Source organism: Maricaulis maris (assembly GCF_049116555.1).
Taxonomy (GTDB): Bacteria; Pseudomonadota; Alphaproteobacteria; order Caulobacterales; family Maricaulaceae; genus Maricaulis; species Maricaulis maris_C.
This window is the reverse complement of sequence record NZ_JAGDYT010000001.1, coordinates 355,959-370,808: the sequence shown is the minus strand read 5'-3', so window position 1 is coordinate 370,808 and position 14,850 is coordinate 355,959. Positions and strand designations below refer to the sequence as shown.

Sequence of the window (14,850 nt, the reverse complement as noted above, 5' to 3'; positions counted from 1 at the left end):
GGTCGGCCGACAGGCCGCCCATGCCGGAGAGCGCCATGAAGCAGAGCGTGTCCTGGTTGCGAGGCCTGTGCTTCGTGATTGTCCTGACGAGTGCGATCGGCTTTGCCGCCTATGCCGGCAAGGTCGCGGGCTATGACGCGCCCGCAGACGACATTGCGGTCGACGCCATCATTGTCCTCACCGGGGACGCCGGACGACTGGCCGCGGGCGGCCAATTGCTGGAGGATGGTCGCGCTGGCCAATTGATGATTTCCGGGGTCCACCCGTCCGCCACAACAGCTGACATCCGGCGCCATACCGGGCTCGCAGAGCCGGACTTCGACTGCTGCGTCACTCTGGGCCGCGAGGCCACCGACACCGTCGGCAATGCCCGTGAGGCGGTCGCCTATGTGCAAGCCAACGGATATGAGCGCTTGATCATCGTGACCTCAGACTATCATCTGCCGCGGAGTCTTCTGGAGTTCCGCAGCAGAATGCCCGGCGTCGACATCATACCCTATCCGGTGCGCACGTCCGCGCCGTGGCAAGATATCCGCGCCTTGCGTCTCTGGCTCCAGGAATATGCGAAATACACAACGGTCCAGCTGCGTGACGCACTGGCACCGCGCCCGGAAGAAGCCTGATGCGACAGTTGCGATCCCTGACTTTCTACATCTGGATGTATGGGCTGATGGTAATCTTCGGCCTCGTTGGCACCCCCCTCCTGCTGGGTCCGCGGTCCTGGGCACGCAAATTCCTGCGCATCTATCTCAAGGTCGTCTGGTTTGGCATGCGCTGGATCATGGGCGTGACCTTCGAGGTGCGAGGCCGCGAGCATCTGAGCACGGGCGGCGCGCTGGTCGCCTCCAAGCACATGAGCATGTGGGAAACGCTGGCCTTCTGGGAAATCCTGCCGGACCCCGCCATCATCCTGAAACGATCGCTGATCTACATGCCCTTCTTCGGCTGGTTTGCGGTCAGGCTGGGCAATATCTCGATCGACCGGAAGGGTGGCGGCAAGGCGCTCAAGGGCATGTTGCGCGATGCTGCACAACGCGGATCAGAAAATCGTCAGGTCCTGATCTTCCCGGAAGGGACCCGGGTCGAGCCGGGTGAGCGCCCGGAGTTCAAGCCGGGCATTGCCGGCCTCTACAAGTCGATGAACAAGCCCTGCATCCCGGTCGCACTCAATTCCGGCGTCCACCTTCAGACCTATTGCGGCCTGCGCAGGCCGGGACGGATCGTTGTCGAGTTTCTCGAGCCCATCGCCCCCGGACTCGACAAGGCGAGCTTCATGCGCGAACTGCATGCGCGCATCAATCAGGCAACAGACGCGCTGTTGGCGGCTGATGGCATCACCCCAGACCTTGAGGAGCGGGCATGACAGACCGCCTTCGTTTCATCCTGCCCATTGGCGGGATTCTCCTCGTTTTCGCGCTCTATTCAATCTACTGGTTCTTCGCCAGCACGCAGATCCGCGCCGCCGTCGAAGACTGGGTCTCTGACCAGGAAGCCGCCGGCTATGTGATCGAACGCGAGGCACTGACCGTTTCCGGCTATCCCTACCGTTTCCAGATCACTTTTCGTGAGCCACACATCACGGCCCCGCAGAGCGATGGTGGCTGGCATGCCGAGCTTGCCAGTCTGCAAGCCCACGCCGTGCCGTATGATCTGTCACACTGGATTGTCCGGTTCGGCGGCCCGGCCTTCGTCGACGATCTCAACGGGCCCGGCAGCCAGCTCGAACTGGGGGCCAGCGATGCCCGGGTCAGCCTTGTTTACAACGAAGCGGGCGAGACCGAACGCGTCGGAGCCGAGCTGATCGATTTCACGGTTCTGACCCGCGCCGGCGACGCGCCGGACATCCAGTCCGTCGGAGCGCTTTATCTCAATGGCATTGTCGAGGCCGACAACACGCTCCATGTCCGTGTGATGGCTGAATCCATCGTGGCCGCGCCAGGCGTTCTGAGCGCCGACATACAGCGCGCCTTCGGTGATACGCTCGACATGGTCCGCATGGAATTTTCCGTTACCCAATGGGCCTCCCTGGCGCGCAATGCTGACGCCCTGTCCTGGAGCCAGGCCGACGGTCGACTCGACATCACCGATGCCGGCCTGCAATGGGGGCCGGCTGACCTGACAGCTGTCGGCGAGTTCACGGTCGATGACTATGCCCGCCCGGATGGACGCCTGTCGCTGCGCGTCACCGATCCCGATACCTTGTCGGAAGCGCTGGTCGACGCCGGCCTCATACCGGAGCAGAATCGCGAGGCCCTGCGTGTCGCCGCGATGATGGCACCGCGCGGACCGGAGGGCGTTTCTCTGCCCTTCCGGATCCGTGATGGTGGCGTCTATCTGGGACCGGCGCGTCTTGGCGGTGTCCCGGACTAGGGCCGGGTCAGGCCTTCATGAAATCGGTGAGGGCCTCAACCAGCTGCCGGTTCTGGCTCTCCGTCCCGACTGTTGCCCGCAAGGCATTGGGCAGACCATAGGGCTCGACGCCGCGGATGATCAGACCCTTGGAGGTCAGATAAGCATCCGCGTCAGCCGCCGTCTTGCCCGGCGTTTCCGGGAAGTGAATCAGCACGAAATTGCAGACGCTGGGCGTCACCTCCAGGCCGAGCCCGCCGATCTGTTGGCGCAGATAAGCGACCCATTCATCATTGTGCGCGACGGAACGCTGCATGAAATCACGATCCTGGATCGCTGCCGTGCCGGCCTCGATCGCCGCCATATTGACGTTGAAGGGCCCACGCACACGGTGCAGCACGTCGATGATCGGCTTCTGGGCGTAGGCCCAACCAAGTCGCAAGGCTGCAAGTCCATGGATCTTCGAGAAGGTGCGGGTCACAACGACATCATCACGCTCGCGCGCCAGTTCGATACCGGCTTCATAATCCGGATTGTGGACGAATTCGGCATAGGCCGCGTCCAGCACGAGAAGCGTCGAGGTCGGCAGACCATCACGCAGACGCCGAACCTCGTCGGCCGGGATATAGGTGCCGGTCGGATTGTTCGGATTGGCGAGGAAGACAATCTTGGTATCATCGCCGGCAGCGTCGAGAATGGCATCAACATCGCTGCGATAATCACGTTCGGGCGCGGATACGAATTCGGCGCCGCACTGCATGGCAACGAGGCGATAGACCAGAAAGCCGTATTGCGACTGGACGACCTTGTCGCCCGGTTCGAGATAGGCCCGACCGAGGAGCTGGAGCAGCTCGTCCGACCCCGTCCCGCAGACAATATTCTCGGCTTCGAGGCCCTCAGCTTTCGCAATCGCTTCGCGCAGCTTGGTCGCACCGCCATCAGGATAGAGGTGAAGTCTCGACGCCGTCGCCTTCATCGCGTCAGCCGCCTTGTCCGAACACCCCAGCGCGTTCTCGTTCGAGGACAGCTTGATCGGCTCGGCAATGCCCGGCGCTTCCGAAGAGCCCGGCTTGTAGGGGCGGATGTCGAGAATACCGGCGCGTGGTTCGATAGACATGGAAACTCCTCAGTTCCGGGGTGTCCGGCTGGACACTCGTCGGGGAGATAGCGCGGGCTGGCGTCGGCCTTCAAGTGCCCGCGTGCTGGCGCGCGCAGTCCGCAGCCCGGGCATGACCCCCGCTGTATGCTTGACGGCCTCGACCATGATCAGCCCACCCAGGCCCGGCCAGGCGTATTCGCCCACCTCTTCCCAGAGGTTGGAGATGCGCCGGTGCGTGCTCCAGCCCCAGGGCGGGGCGTAGAGCGCGCGGGACCACGCCGTCGGCGTGAGCAGGGCATCGTCCAGCAGCCGGGAGAGCTGACCGCGCGAGAATGGGCGCCCATGCCCGAATGGCGTCGAATCAAGCCAGGCCCAGATACCGGCCCGCGAAGGCGAGACGATCATGAGCCGTCCCTCCGGAGCCATGACCCGCCAGACCTCACGCAGCAAGGCTGGCAGGGATTCGGTCTCCTCGAGCGCATGAACCAGCAAGACCCGATCGAAGAGCGCCTCCTGGAAGGGCAGATGCATTTCGTCGCCCAGCGCGGTGGGCACGCCATCCGGCCCGGGGACAATCGCGCCTTGAGCCGCCGGCATGAGTGACACACAGCGGCGGGCGGTGGCCTGCCAACCCTCCAGATAGGGATTGGCAAACCCGATCCCCAACACGTCCATGCCACGCACCTCCGGCCAGATCGGCCCGAGGCGGCGGGCAATCATGCGCTGCGCGGCGCGGCCCTGGCGGGTGCGATAGAAGCGATCCAGTTCAAGAACGTCACGGCGCACTGGCCACACTCCTGCTCGATGCCTAAGCTCGGGCCCGAAATCCGGGCCCGGACTTCGGGACGAACCCTCCTCTCACAGCCTAACGCAAGCGGATTTTTGGACAATGAGCGAACTCCTTATCCGGCAGTTTCCTTGCCTCTCCGACAATTACGGCTTCCTGGTCCACGATCCGGACAGCGGCGAAACCGCCACCATCGATACGCCCGACGCGGCCGTGATCCTGGCCGAGGCCGAGGCCGCAGGCTGGCGCATCACCCAGATATGGAACACGCACCACCATTATGACCATGCCGGTGGCAATGACGCGATCCAGGCTGCGACCGGCGCCCGGATCGTCGGGCCGCGCTATGACACACATCGCATTCCGTCGATCACTGACCCGGTCGAGGATGGCGACGTCGTCACACTGGGTACCCACAAGGCCGATGTCCTTTACACGCCCGGGCACACACTGGGGCATGTCTGCTATCACTTCGCCACCGAAAAGCTGGCCTTTGTCGGCGACACATTGTTCGCGCTTGGTTGCGGCCGCCTGTTCGAGGGCACGCCGACGCAGATGTGGCATTCCCTGTCGCGGCTTGCGGAGATGCCGGACGAAACCCGCATCTATTGCGCCCACGAATACACGGCTGCCAATGCCCGCTTCGCCCTGAGCGTCGACCCTGACAATACCGAGCTGCAGGCCTATGCGACCATGGTCGATGCCGAGCGGGCTCGAGGTGAGGCCACGGTGCCGACCTCGATCGGGGCAGAGAAGTCAGCCAATCCCTTCCTGCGGCCAGACGATCCCGCCATTCGCGCCCGTCTCGATATGGCGGCCGCCGCGACCGAGGACGTCTTTGCCGAAATCCGTCGCCGCAAGGACCAGTTTTGATCCTCCCTGCCGATGCCCGCCGCATAGTCGAAACGCTCGGCCTGAAGCCGCATCCGGAGGGCGGCTGGTATGCCGAAACCCTGCGCGACCCGGACCCGCGCGGCGGCCGCGACCGCTCGACCGCGATTTTCTACCTGCTGGGCGCGGACGAACGCTCGCACTGGCATCGGGTTGATGCGGTCGAGGTCTGGCACTGGCATGCCGGCGCCACGCTGGAATTATCGCTGAGTGAGGATGGCGAAGCGGTCGAAACCCTTCAGCTCGGCCCCGACATTACGGGCGGAGAACGTCCCCAGGGCGTTGTGCCGGAAGGCGTTTGGCAATCGGCCCGGTCACTGGGGTCCTGGACGCTGGTCGGCTGCACCGTGGCACCCGGCTTTCGCTTTGACGGGTTTGAGCTCGCAGCGCCCGATTGGGCACCGGGCGCTCCCGCCTGATCAGCTGGCGTTGGGATCGCTGAGCAGGGCCTGCCCGATAAAGGCCGATGATGGGCGTCCGGCATAGCCGAGCTCAGGTGCAATCACGACGACCAGGGCTGAGTCCTGCCGATAGGCCGCGGGGGCCTCACCCAGCTCGATGCGGACGTGTTCGACACCGCGCAGACGGCGGCGCTCCGCGCGGACCGCATCAAATGCAAACGCAATCATCTGGAGGGTATCGTGCTGCACGCCGAGGCCGGCACGCGGCGCCGGGGCATACTGTACCGAGATGGAGCGATCCAGCGCAGCTGCCATTTCCGCGGCGAGTTCCTCAGCCCGGTTGCGCACTTCAGCCGGCGAACGGGGAGGCGGCGCCAGAGCGCCAGCGGGGCTGGCAAAGTCGGCAATGACGCCGTCCGGCGCCGAGCGCGGGAAATAGGTCGCGCCACCCAGACCGGTCAGGCGAATGACTTCACGGCCGGTATCTGTGATGAAGGCGGTACCGCCGCCGGGTGCCCGGTCCGGGTAAAGAACGAGCACTTCACTGTCCGGCGCATCGCGCTCACGCAGCAGGGCCGCATCGCCGGAGCGGTCGAAAATGAAGAATTCGCCGGTGTCGGCCCGCTGGAACCAGCCGGACACTTGCTGCACGCGTTCATTGCGCAACAAGCGGTCCCGCAGGGGGTTTTGCATCCCTGTTGCAGCGCCTGCAGCGAGTGCGGCGATCAGTATGGCTATCAACCAACGCGTCATCCCGACACGCATCATGACCGCCAACACGGCGAATTTGGGGCAGACTGTGATTTCATGTCAGGCGAGGTACTGACCGCCATTGATGGTCAGTGTGGAGCCGGTCACAAAACCTGCTTCATCACTCGCCAGATAGACGCAGAGCGCGCCGATCTCACCGGCCTCCCCGAGGCGCCCGACCGGGATTCCGGCAATAATGCTCGCGAGAACTTTTTCGGGAATGGCGGCCACCATCTCGGTATTGATATAGCCCGGCGTAATGCAGTTGACGGTGATGCCCTTGCGGGCGGTTTCCTGCGCCAGCGCCTTGGTGAACCCGATGACCCCGGCCTTGGCTGCAGAATAATTGACCTGCCCCATCTGGCCCTTCTGGCCATTGATGGAGGAAATGTTGATGACCCGGCCCCAGCCGCGCTCGCGCAGACCGTCGATCAGCGGACGGGTCACATTGAACATGGAATTGAGGTCGACATTGATGACGTCGTCCCACTGCGCCTTGTCCATCTTGTGGAACATGGTGTCGCGCGTGATACCGGCATTATTGACCAGGATGTCGATGGGCGAGCCCGCGAGGGTCTCGGCTTCGGCAATCCCGGCCAGGCAATCGTCGAAGTCGCCGACATCGAACTTCACCACCTTGATGCCCGTTTGCTCGGCGAAAGCGCGGGCCTTCTCCTCATTGCCGGCATAGTTGGCGATGACTGTGTGACCAGCCGATTTGAGGGACAGACTGATCGCCGCGCCTATGCCGCGCGTCCCGCCTGTGACCAATGCCGTTCGTGTCATGAGCATCCCCCCGGACCTGTCTGTTTCGCACCGGCTTCATGGCCGATTGCGTTCGCGCTTGCAGCACACCGCCTTCAGCGCGTAAACCCTTACATGGAATTGCAACGCGCCCAAGTCGAGCGAAAAACAATCTCGACATCATTTTTGGCGCGAACAGGGGAGTAAGTGGTGAGCAAATCGAACGGCAAGACCGGCGGCATCGTGATCAAGAAGTACGCGAACCGTCGTCTCTATGACACCTCGACCAGCCAGTATGTGACGCTGGACTACCTCCGCGATCTTGTAAAAAAGGGTACGGACTTCCAGGTGGTTGATGCCAAGAGCGGCGATGACCTGACCCGCGGCGTGCTGGCCCAGATCATTTTCGAGGAAGAATCTCGCGGAGCCAATCTTCTGCCCGTCGATTTCCTGCGTCAGTTGATCGGCTTCTATGGCGACAGCCTGCAGAGCGTGGTGCCCGGCTATCTTCAGATGTCGATGAACTCTTTCTCCCAGCAGCAGGAAGAATTCCGCGACAAGATGACCGAGGCGATGAGCTCACCCCAGGCCACAGTGGCCATGATCGAGGAACAAACGCGCCGCAACATGGAGCTGTTCGGGCAGACCATGCGCATGTTCACGCCGTTCCCGGCAGGCGCTGGCGAGACCCCGGAAGGGGGCACCAAGGCCGAACCTGCGGCGGAGAGCAAGCCGGAGGACTTGTCCGCCCTGCGTGAGGAGCTCGACGGCCTGCGCGCCAAGATGGACCAGCTGCTCGACAAAAAGTGATCGGGCCGCAGCCATCGCTCATGACTGGCACAAGCCTCTCACAGGGTTAACAAAATCGTACCGAAATGAGCCAACCGGCCCGCCTCGCGGGCCGGTTTTGCTTTGTCATGTCCTGCAAACACCGCATTTTCGGCCAGAATCGTGGTTAACGTCTCATTAAGAGTTGGCATCCGGCTTGCGATGGAGAGGGCATGACCACGATCCGCAGCGCATATTCCGTCCCGACCCCGACCAGCCGGCGCATTGAGCCGGCCAGTCGTGCGCGCGGCTCGCAGGATCGTCCGCCGCGGCAGGAGCGTGCCCTCGTCACCGTCCCGACCCCGCAATCGAACGAGCGCGACAGCGATCGTTCCTTTGTGCGGGCACGCCCTGCCACGGCGGAAGTCATGGTCCAGATCATCGGCGATGCGCCGCGTCGCGGCCTCAAGGCCGAAGCAAGCGAAGTCGAGCGCTTCCGCCGCACCTATGCCCAGGCCGCACAAATGACGACGCCGCCCCCGATGTGGGAGCGGCGCGCATGATGATCGCTGTTGCCAAGGCCCGGCGCTATGAGTTCTGGCTCGATGTGAGCCTGGGCGCGGGCCTTCTCTTCGTTCTGCTCTAGCCTTCGCCGCCGACCGCAAGGTCGCGACGGGCTGCGACGATGGTGACGACGAAACCGGCAACGGTATCCATCAGCGTCATCAGCATGATCAGGAAGAAGGTCGAGGTCGAAAAATGACCGACCAGCAGGAAAAGCGCCATTGCGATCACGAAGATCATCATGGACAGACCGTGATTGATGATCGTGGCCGTGCCGGAGCCGGCGGCTTTGATCAACTCCATGAAGAGCATGATCATGCCGAGAATGACCAGAAGATCACCCTTCGACAGTGGCAAGCTGCCCGACACCATCGGGACCGAGAAAACCTGTGTGCTCATGTCGGCGCCCGTCGTGTACGCGACGATGGCATAGATGATCACCGGAATGATCAGCAGTGGAAATACGTTGAACATGGAACCTCCCCCATTACCGCGGCCGCCCGATCTCTGGGCCTGATTAGCCGCCGTCATACCTAACAATACGCCGTTGTCCCCGCCTCCGGCCATACTTCACTCTCCCCGGTTGTGAAGCGGCCTGACGACTCGCTTCAATCAGAATTCGTCACTGCCCCGTGGGTTACGGGCCCGCGAATTTAACCACATCACACCCATAATGTCTGTCAGTGAGGCGAAAAGACGGCCAAAATTCGTGTATTTCGACGTCCCGATGGTGCGATGCCGGTGCGTGACCGGGCGGAATTCGCACTGAAAACCCTCGCGGATCATCAGGGCCGGCAGGAATCGGTGCTGGTGATCGAAATAGGGAAGCTGGAGATAGGCAGAGCGCTTGAATGCCTTCAAGCCACAGCCCGTATCGGCGCAATTGTCGTTGAGCATCGCCTGGCGCAGGCCATTGCCTGCGCGCGAGGCAAATTTCTTCCAGGCCGAATCCTGACGATTGGCGGTGCGGTCCCCGCCGACAAGGGCAAGATTTGCAGGCGCATCATCACGGGTCAGCGCATCGATCACTGACGGCAGATCTTGCGGCGGGTTCTGGCCATCGCCATCCAGTGTGCAGACAATAACACCACGCGCATGCATCACACCGGTCCGAACCGAGCGCGACTGACCGCAATTGGTGCGGTGGGCGATCACACGCAGCATGGGCAGGTCGGCCTTGGCGTCTATCAATTCCTGACGGGTCGCGTCACTGGATGAATCGTCGACAAACAGGATCTCAAACGACCGCCCCTCCAGCGCTTCGGCGATTTCACGCGCCAGCGGAACGACATTGCCTGCCTCGTTATAGGCTGGAACGACAACGGAGATATGGGGCGATTTGGGGGAAGACTGGCTCATAGGTGTCTGCTTGAGCTTGCGAATACCGTAGGCCCGTTACATACCGGGTTTCACTGAAGACGCGAGGTATTTCTCATACCGCGCCACAAGCGGATGATCGGCGGCCCTCAGGACCCTGATCTGCAAAGAGGATGGAATGACCGATCTCGCCCGTGGCCTCCGCGCCTATTGGATCATCGGACTTCTGGCTGCCTTGTCGACCCTGGCAGGCCTTTTCACCATGCCCCCTATCGATCGCGATGAGAGCCGCTTCGCCCAGGCGACGGCGCAGATGCTCGAGACCGGCAATTTCGTGGCGATCAATTATCTCGACGAAGAGCGCAATAAAAAGCCGGTCGGGATCCACTGGCTGCAAGCCGCGGCCGTCTCGCTCGTTTCGGACGCGGAAGACCGTCAGATATGGGCCTATCGTCTGCCCTCCCTCCTCGGCGTCATCCTTGCCGCACTCGCCTGTTTTTGGGGTGGACAGCGACTGGTCGGCCGCGAGGCGGCCTTTGCCGGTGCGGCCTTGCTCGGGACTTGCGCACTCCTCGGCATCGAAGGCGGAATTGCCAAGACCGATGCCATGCTGGCCGGCGCAACCACGCTCGCCATGGCAGCCCTCGCCAATGCTCGCGGCGGACAGACACCAGGCTGGCGCACCGGCCTCCTGTTCTGGTTCGCCATGGGTCTCGGCATTTTGATCAAGGGGCCGATCACGCCCATGGTCGCAGGCCTCACGGCGCTGGCCCTGGTCGCCTGGGAACGCCGGATCGACTGGCTGCGCCCGGTTCTGGTCTGGTGGGGCCCCTTGCTGACGATCGTCATGGTCTTGCCCTGGCTGATCTCCATCCAGCTGGCTACCGAGGGCAATTTCCTGCGTCAGGCACTGAGTGATGATCTGGTACCGAAACTGGTATCCGGCCATGAACGCCATGGCGGCCTGCCCGGCTATCACCTGCTGATGTTGCCGCTCATCTTCTTCCCCGCGACGCTTTTCCTGCTGCCGGGCATTGGACGCATCGTCAGTGCCATTCGCGGTGACGGTGCAAGCCATGCCGCGGCCGCCCGCTTCCTGGCCGCCTGGGCCATACCAACCTGGCTGGTGTTTGAAATCCTGCCGACCAAGCTGCCGCACTATGTGCTGCCGATCTATCCCGCCCTGGCGCTCATGGCGGGCTGGGGCTTCGTCGAGCTGGCGCGCGCCGCAGCCTGGCAACGTTGGGTCAGCTGGAGCCTGTTCGGAGTCATCGGTCTGCTGCTCGCGAGCGTCCTGCCGGTGCTCTTTCTCTTCTACGGCAACAATGCCAGCTGGGACTCGGTCCGCCTCTCGCTCAGCGGCTTTGAGGGCGGGTTCCAGCTGGGCTTGGATCCGCTTGTCGGCCTGGCGGTCATGGTCAGCGCGGTCGTGCTGGCCGGCCTGACGGGCGCGGCTCTGGTCAGCGACAGGCTCCGTCCGGGCGCCCTTGCGCTCGCTTTTGCCGTTCTCGCCGGGCTCAGCGCCCAAGTCGTCGGGCGCGGTCTCGTCCTGCCGAATGCCTATGCCGTGCGCCTCGCCGACCAGGTGCGCGCGGCGCGGGCCTATTCGGAGACGATTACCGGCCTGTCCCCGGACGAGATTGTCACCGCCTCCAGCTTCACCGAACCCAGCCTCGCCTTCTCGCTGGGCACGGATACGGTGCTCGGGACGGCGGAGGAAGTTCTGGCCTTTGCGGAGAGCCGGGACGAGCCGACCATGGTGGTGCTGGATCTGTCGCGGGATGCGGACTTGCGGGCGTGGTTCCTTGACGAACGCCCGACACCCAATGCGCTGACCGATCTGCTGGAAAATGTGCGCTCGGAGGCCCGCTTTTCCCGGGTTTTCGGCAATCTCGATATCTGCCATCGAACCCTCGCTGCAGGCGTGAATTATGCCCGTGGATCCGAGCCAACCCTGGCAATCCTGTTTACCAGGTGCGCCGCCCCGGGGGACGCAGTCTACACGGCACCCGTTATCCAGGATGGCGACGGGTCGACTTTTGAGCCTCGGGAGGACACCCCCAATGACCCGCAAGATTGAGATCGTCGAAGTCGGACCGCGGGACGGGTTGCAGAATGACCCGGCGATGATGTCGACGGAGACCAAGATCGAGTTCATTGAACGGCTGATCGGAGCCGGGGTCCGGCGCATGGAGGCGGCGAGCTTTGTCCATCCCAAACTGGTGCCGGCGATGGCCGACAGTGATGCGGTAATGCAGCGCGTGCCGCGTCAGGACGGTGTCAAATATATCGGCCTGGCGCTCAATGAACGCGGCATGCGGCGGGCGCTGGAAAATGGCTGTGACGAGGTCAATTACGTCATGGTCGCCTCGCCCGGTTTCGGGCTGAAGAACCAGAACGCCACGCCGGAGCAAACAGCCGACCTGTTCGATCGCATCGCCGTGCTCGCCCATGATGAAGGTGTGCCGGTCTCGGTGACGGTCTCGGTGGCTTTTGGTGACCCGTTTGATGGCGAAGTCGACCCGAAAGTCGTGGCCGGTCTCGCAGCCCGCGCCCGCGCTGCCGGGGCAGTGGAGTTTGCCATGGGCGACACGATCGGGGTCGCCGACCCCTGGTCGGTCCGCAAGACACTCGGCCTGGTCCGGGCTGAGAGCGGCGGCATGAGGATCCGCATGCATTTCCACAACACGCGCAATACCGCGATGGCGAATATCTACGCCGCGGTCGAGGCGGGCGTTGACGTCGTTGACGCCTCGGTCGGCGGGATTGGTGGCTGCCCGTTTGCGCCCGCGGCCACAGGCAATGTGGCTACGGAAGATGTGGTTTACATGCTCGAGCGCGGCGGCTTCGAGACCGGGCTGGACCTGGACAAGCTGATCGAAACCGCGAAATGGCTGGAAACCGAGGGTCTGAAACACCCGGTCGACAGCGCCCTGTCTAGAGCGGGCGGCTTTCCGAAACCGGCGGCTGGCTAGCTGCGGTATCCACCGCGCACTCCTGTGCCGCCCGGGCGACCTGGCGCGCCTCCATGCGGCGCAGTCGCGCAAACGCCTTGCGACGGGCCGTGACCAGCCGGATTTTGTTGCGCAGCTGAAGCAGGGTCACGCGCCCCCAGATCGCCCCGAAAATGGGAAGAATCATGGCCATCGTGGTCAGCCGCTCGAGCGCGCCGGGATAATATTTCCAGAAATACTTGATGAAGCCGAGCGCCTTGTGAGTCTCGACGAAGAACGGGCTGGACTGGCTGGTCCCACCATAATGCACGATCGAAGCGCGCGGCTCGAACCAGACCTCGCCACCGCATTCGCGCACCTTGCGGCACATATCGATGTCCTCGACATGCAGGAAATAGCGCTCGTCAAACCCACCCATCTGTAGAAAGCCCCGCCGCGGCATCAGCATGGCAGCGCCCGAAACCACCGGGACTGTGACAATGGAGTCCGGCAGGGCTTCACGCTCGAAATGCAGGCTCTTCATGAAGGGCAGGAAGCGATCCAGGCCGAGGAATGAGATCATCGCAGAGCGCGGTGTCAGTTCACCGCGGCGCCCGCCTCGCTGCTCGGTTCCGTCCGGGTTGACGATGCGCGCACCCACAACCCAGATATCCTCGCCCAATTCCCTCGCCGATGCTTTCAGGCGACTGGCAACGCCCTTTGCCAGGACAGCATCCGGATTGAGGAAGAGAACGACGTCTCCGCTGGCGCGTTCGGCGCCAATATTGCAGCCACGCGCGAAGCCGAGATTGCTGCCGGTTTCGATCAGGACAAAATTGTCAGTATCCGCCGCCATCGTGCGAAGCGACTGGATCATCTCCGGCGGATTGCCGTGATTGACCAGCACGAATTCATCAACACCGGGCGCGGCAAGAATGGAGGCGACGGCCTCGATCAGGTGCGGCCCCGTGTTCCAGGAGACCGTAACAACGGACAAGCGCAAGGCTCCTACCGCGGCGATTTTTTCGCTGCGAGAAAGAACACGCTCGTTGCTGCCAACGCCAATGTCCCTTGGTGCCATTCTTGCCAGACCCCATAGGAGAAAACGATCAAGGACACGTAGACTACAGTAATCCAAGCTGCAGCAATCGCTTGCAGCCGCGAAAGTCGCGGCGCAGCGGCGACCCGTCCACCAAGTGCAACAAGTCCCCCCGCCAAAAGTGCAGCTCCGACCGCCCCGGTCTCGAGCCAGACCTGTAAAGTGGCATTATGCGGGTGCATCGGCAAGGCCTCGACATCGTGAAACCTCCCGTGGGCGAACACTTCTGCCTGCCCATTTAGGGGGCGAGACGCCTCCATGCCGTATCCGAACCAAGGCTGTTCGCGGATCAGATCGCCCGTATAGCTCCATATCTGCAGCCGCCATTCGAACGAAGCCGGCAGGGCGTCCCGAAACCAGACCGGAAGCCCATCGATCAGGGATGGCATGACGAGCGGCACAACAATGACCGCCCCCGCCACAAGCCCGAACAAGCAAGCCAGCGCCGTCCGTGGCCAGACCGCTGCCAGGCCCGCCGCAATCGCCCCCAGAATGAAAGCAACTGCATTAACCTCAGTCCCGAAACTGAACGCGGCCACGCCTGCCAAGGCCACGATAATCCCGCCGACCAGGGGACCACCCGCCTTCAAGCTTAACAGGGCGGCAGGGACGCTGAGCAGTATGAGCGGGACCGCCGCATGACCGAGACTGCGATAAAGATAGATTTCAAACCCAGCCCCTTCCGCATCTGAATGCCCCTCTTCCGCCAGCTTGAATCCGCGCGTGGCCGCACCATCCGTCAAGGATTCCGAAAACAGGAAAAGCCCAAGCCCCAATACTGCGAAAAGCAAGGTCGCTTCGACCCGGCGGCGCCAGGCACCATCGAGCTGCCCGACCCGGACTGCAAACAGGATATAGAGCGGGATACCCAGCCCGGTCTTCCAGAGCTGGCGGGCATCATCATGCGGCGACCAGGTGAAGCTGATCATGGCCCAGACGAGGAAAGCCCCGGCGAACAGCAAGGCCCAGGGTATGCGCGCGACCTGCCAGAAGTCCCGGTGGATCGGGAAGGCGATGATCGCGAGCAGGGAGACAAGCGGCGGGATCAAGAGGCCGCCGGCACCGCCGAACGGCCAGGCAAAGGCAAAGGCCAAGAGGCCTGCCCATCCCGCCCGAGTATCGCCACGCTGCATGGTGATGCCCGCCCT

General features: G+C 63.0%; 17 protein-coding genes. 9 read left to right on the top strand and 8 right to left on the bottom strand.

Features of this window, described 5'->3' with window-relative positions; all coding sequences use genetic code 11:
* Positions 1-35 precede the first annotated feature (35 nt).
* From JXQ94_RS01635 to JXQ94_RS01625, 3 genes are read left to right on the top strand one after another with little or no spacing between them, the layout of a single operon-like run.
* The gene (locus JXQ94_RS01635) at positions 36-623 is read left to right on the top strand and encodes a YdcF family protein (protein WP_421922083.1); all 588 of its coding nucleotides are present in this window, start codon (positions 36-38) and stop codon (positions 621-623) included.
* Positions 623-1,363 carry a lysophospholipid acyltransferase family protein gene (locus tag JXQ94_RS01630; RefSeq protein ID WP_421922082.1) on the top strand — a complete coding sequence of 247 codons (741 nt, stop codon included), beginning with the start codon at positions 623-625 and terminating at the stop codon, positions 1,361-1,363. Before JXQ94_RS01635 ends, JXQ94_RS01630 begins: the two co-directional genes overlap by 1 nt.
* Positions 1,360-2,370: a DUF2125 domain-containing protein gene (locus JXQ94_RS01625; protein WP_421922081.1), complete on the top strand. Its 1,011-nt coding sequence runs from the start codon at positions 1,360-1,362 to the stop codon at positions 2,368-2,370. The genes JXQ94_RS01630 and JXQ94_RS01625 overlap by 4 nt, the downstream gene beginning before the upstream one ends.
* Before the next feature lie 7 nt (positions 2,371-2,377).
* Here JXQ94_RS01625 and hisC read toward each other — a convergent pair whose 3' ends face one another.
* Positions 2,378-3,466: a histidinol-phosphate transaminase gene (hisC, locus tag JXQ94_RS01620; RefSeq protein WP_421922080.1), complete on the bottom strand. Its 1,089-nt coding sequence runs from the start codon at positions 3,464-3,466 to the stop codon at positions 2,378-2,380.
* Between the two features lie 9 nt (positions 3,467-3,475).
* On the bottom strand, positions 3,476-4,234 hold the full coding sequence (locus tag JXQ94_RS01615) for a class I SAM-dependent methyltransferase (RefSeq protein WP_421922079.1): 759 nt from the start codon (positions 4,232-4,234) through the stop codon (positions 3,476-3,478).
* A gap of 103 nt (positions 4,235-4,337) precedes the next feature.
* Between JXQ94_RS01615 and gloB the strand changes: the two genes are divergently transcribed.
* On the top strand, positions 4,338-5,108 hold the full coding sequence (gene gloB, locus JXQ94_RS01610) for a hydroxyacylglutathione hydrolase (protein ID WP_421922078.1): 771 nt from the start codon (positions 4,338-4,340) through the stop codon (positions 5,106-5,108).
* On the top strand, positions 5,105-5,545 hold the full coding sequence (locus JXQ94_RS01605; RefSeq protein ID WP_421922077.1) for a cupin domain-containing protein: 441 nt from the start codon (positions 5,105-5,107) through the stop codon (positions 5,543-5,545). The genes gloB and JXQ94_RS01605 overlap by 4 nt, the downstream gene beginning before the upstream one ends.
* On the opposite strand, the gene JXQ94_RS01600 is transcribed toward JXQ94_RS01605, so the two are convergent.
* Together JXQ94_RS01600 and phbB are read right to left on the bottom strand one after the other, a co-directional pair.
* Positions 5,546-6,220, bottom strand: a complete 675-nt coding sequence (locus tag JXQ94_RS01600; RefSeq protein WP_421922076.1) for a DUF4908 domain-containing protein — start codon at positions 6,218-6,220, stop codon at positions 5,546-5,548.
* A 117-nt stretch (positions 6,221-6,337) separates the two neighbouring features.
* The gene (gene phbB / locus JXQ94_RS01595) at positions 6,338-7,063 is read right to left on the bottom strand and encodes an acetoacetyl-CoA reductase (RefSeq protein ID WP_421922075.1); all 726 of its coding nucleotides are present in this window, start codon (positions 7,061-7,063) and stop codon (positions 6,338-6,340) included.
* Positions 7,064-7,231: 168 nt separating this feature from the next.
* On the opposite strand from phbB, the gene phaR reads away from it, so the two are divergent.
* Together phaR and JXQ94_RS01585 are read left to right on the top strand one after the other, a co-directional pair.
* The gene (gene phaR / locus JXQ94_RS01590; protein WP_421922074.1) at positions 7,232-7,831 is read left to right on the top strand and encodes a polyhydroxyalkanoate synthesis repressor PhaR; all 600 of its coding nucleotides are present in this window, start codon (positions 7,232-7,234) and stop codon (positions 7,829-7,831) included.
* Positions 7,832-8,022: 191 nt separating this feature from the next.
* Positions 8,023-8,352, top strand: coding sequence for a hypothetical protein (locus JXQ94_RS01585; RefSeq protein ID WP_295695549.1), 330 nt, complete (start codon positions 8,023-8,025; stop codon positions 8,350-8,352).
* A 79-nt stretch (positions 8,353-8,431) separates the two neighbouring features.
* On the opposite strand, the gene JXQ94_RS01580 is transcribed toward JXQ94_RS01585, so the two are convergent.
* Both JXQ94_RS01580 and JXQ94_RS01575 read right to left on the bottom strand, forming a co-directional pair.
* Positions 8,432-8,827 carry a hypothetical protein gene (locus tag JXQ94_RS01580; protein ID WP_295695551.1) on the bottom strand — a complete coding sequence of 132 codons (396 nt, stop codon included), beginning with the start codon at positions 8,825-8,827 and terminating at the stop codon, positions 8,432-8,434.
* Positions 8,828-8,965: 138 nt separating this feature from the next.
* The gene (locus JXQ94_RS01575; protein ID WP_421922073.1) at positions 8,966-9,712 is read right to left on the bottom strand and encodes a glycosyltransferase family 2 protein; all 747 of its coding nucleotides are present in this window, start codon (positions 9,710-9,712) and stop codon (positions 8,966-8,968) included.
* A 136-nt stretch (positions 9,713-9,848) separates the two neighbouring features.
* Here JXQ94_RS01575 and JXQ94_RS01570 point away from each other — a divergent pair, with 136 nt between their 5' ends.
* Together JXQ94_RS01570 and JXQ94_RS01565 are read left to right on the top strand one after the other, a co-directional pair.
* Positions 9,849-11,750 (top strand): ArnT family glycosyltransferase, encoded by a 1,902-nt coding sequence (locus tag JXQ94_RS01570; protein ID WP_421922072.1) that lies wholly within the window; start codon positions 9,849-9,851, stop codon positions 11,748-11,750.
* On the top strand, positions 11,734-12,645 hold the full coding sequence (locus JXQ94_RS01565; RefSeq protein WP_421922071.1) for a hydroxymethylglutaryl-CoA lyase: 912 nt from the start codon (positions 11,734-11,736) through the stop codon (positions 12,643-12,645). The genes JXQ94_RS01570 and JXQ94_RS01565 overlap by 17 nt, the downstream gene beginning before the upstream one ends.
* Here JXQ94_RS01565 and JXQ94_RS01560 read toward each other — a convergent pair.
* Positions 12,608-13,600: a glycosyltransferase family 2 protein gene (locus JXQ94_RS01560; RefSeq protein ID WP_421922070.1), complete on the bottom strand. Its 993-nt coding sequence runs from the start codon at positions 13,598-13,600 to the stop codon at positions 12,608-12,610. The genes JXQ94_RS01565 and JXQ94_RS01560 overlap by 38 nt on opposite strands.
* 11 nt (positions 13,601-13,611) lie before the next feature.
* Positions 13,612-14,835, bottom strand: coding sequence for an O-antigen ligase family protein (locus JXQ94_RS01555; RefSeq protein WP_421922069.1), 1,224 nt, complete (start codon positions 14,833-14,835; stop codon positions 13,612-13,614).
* Between the last annotated feature and the right edge of the window lie 15 nt (positions 14,836-14,850).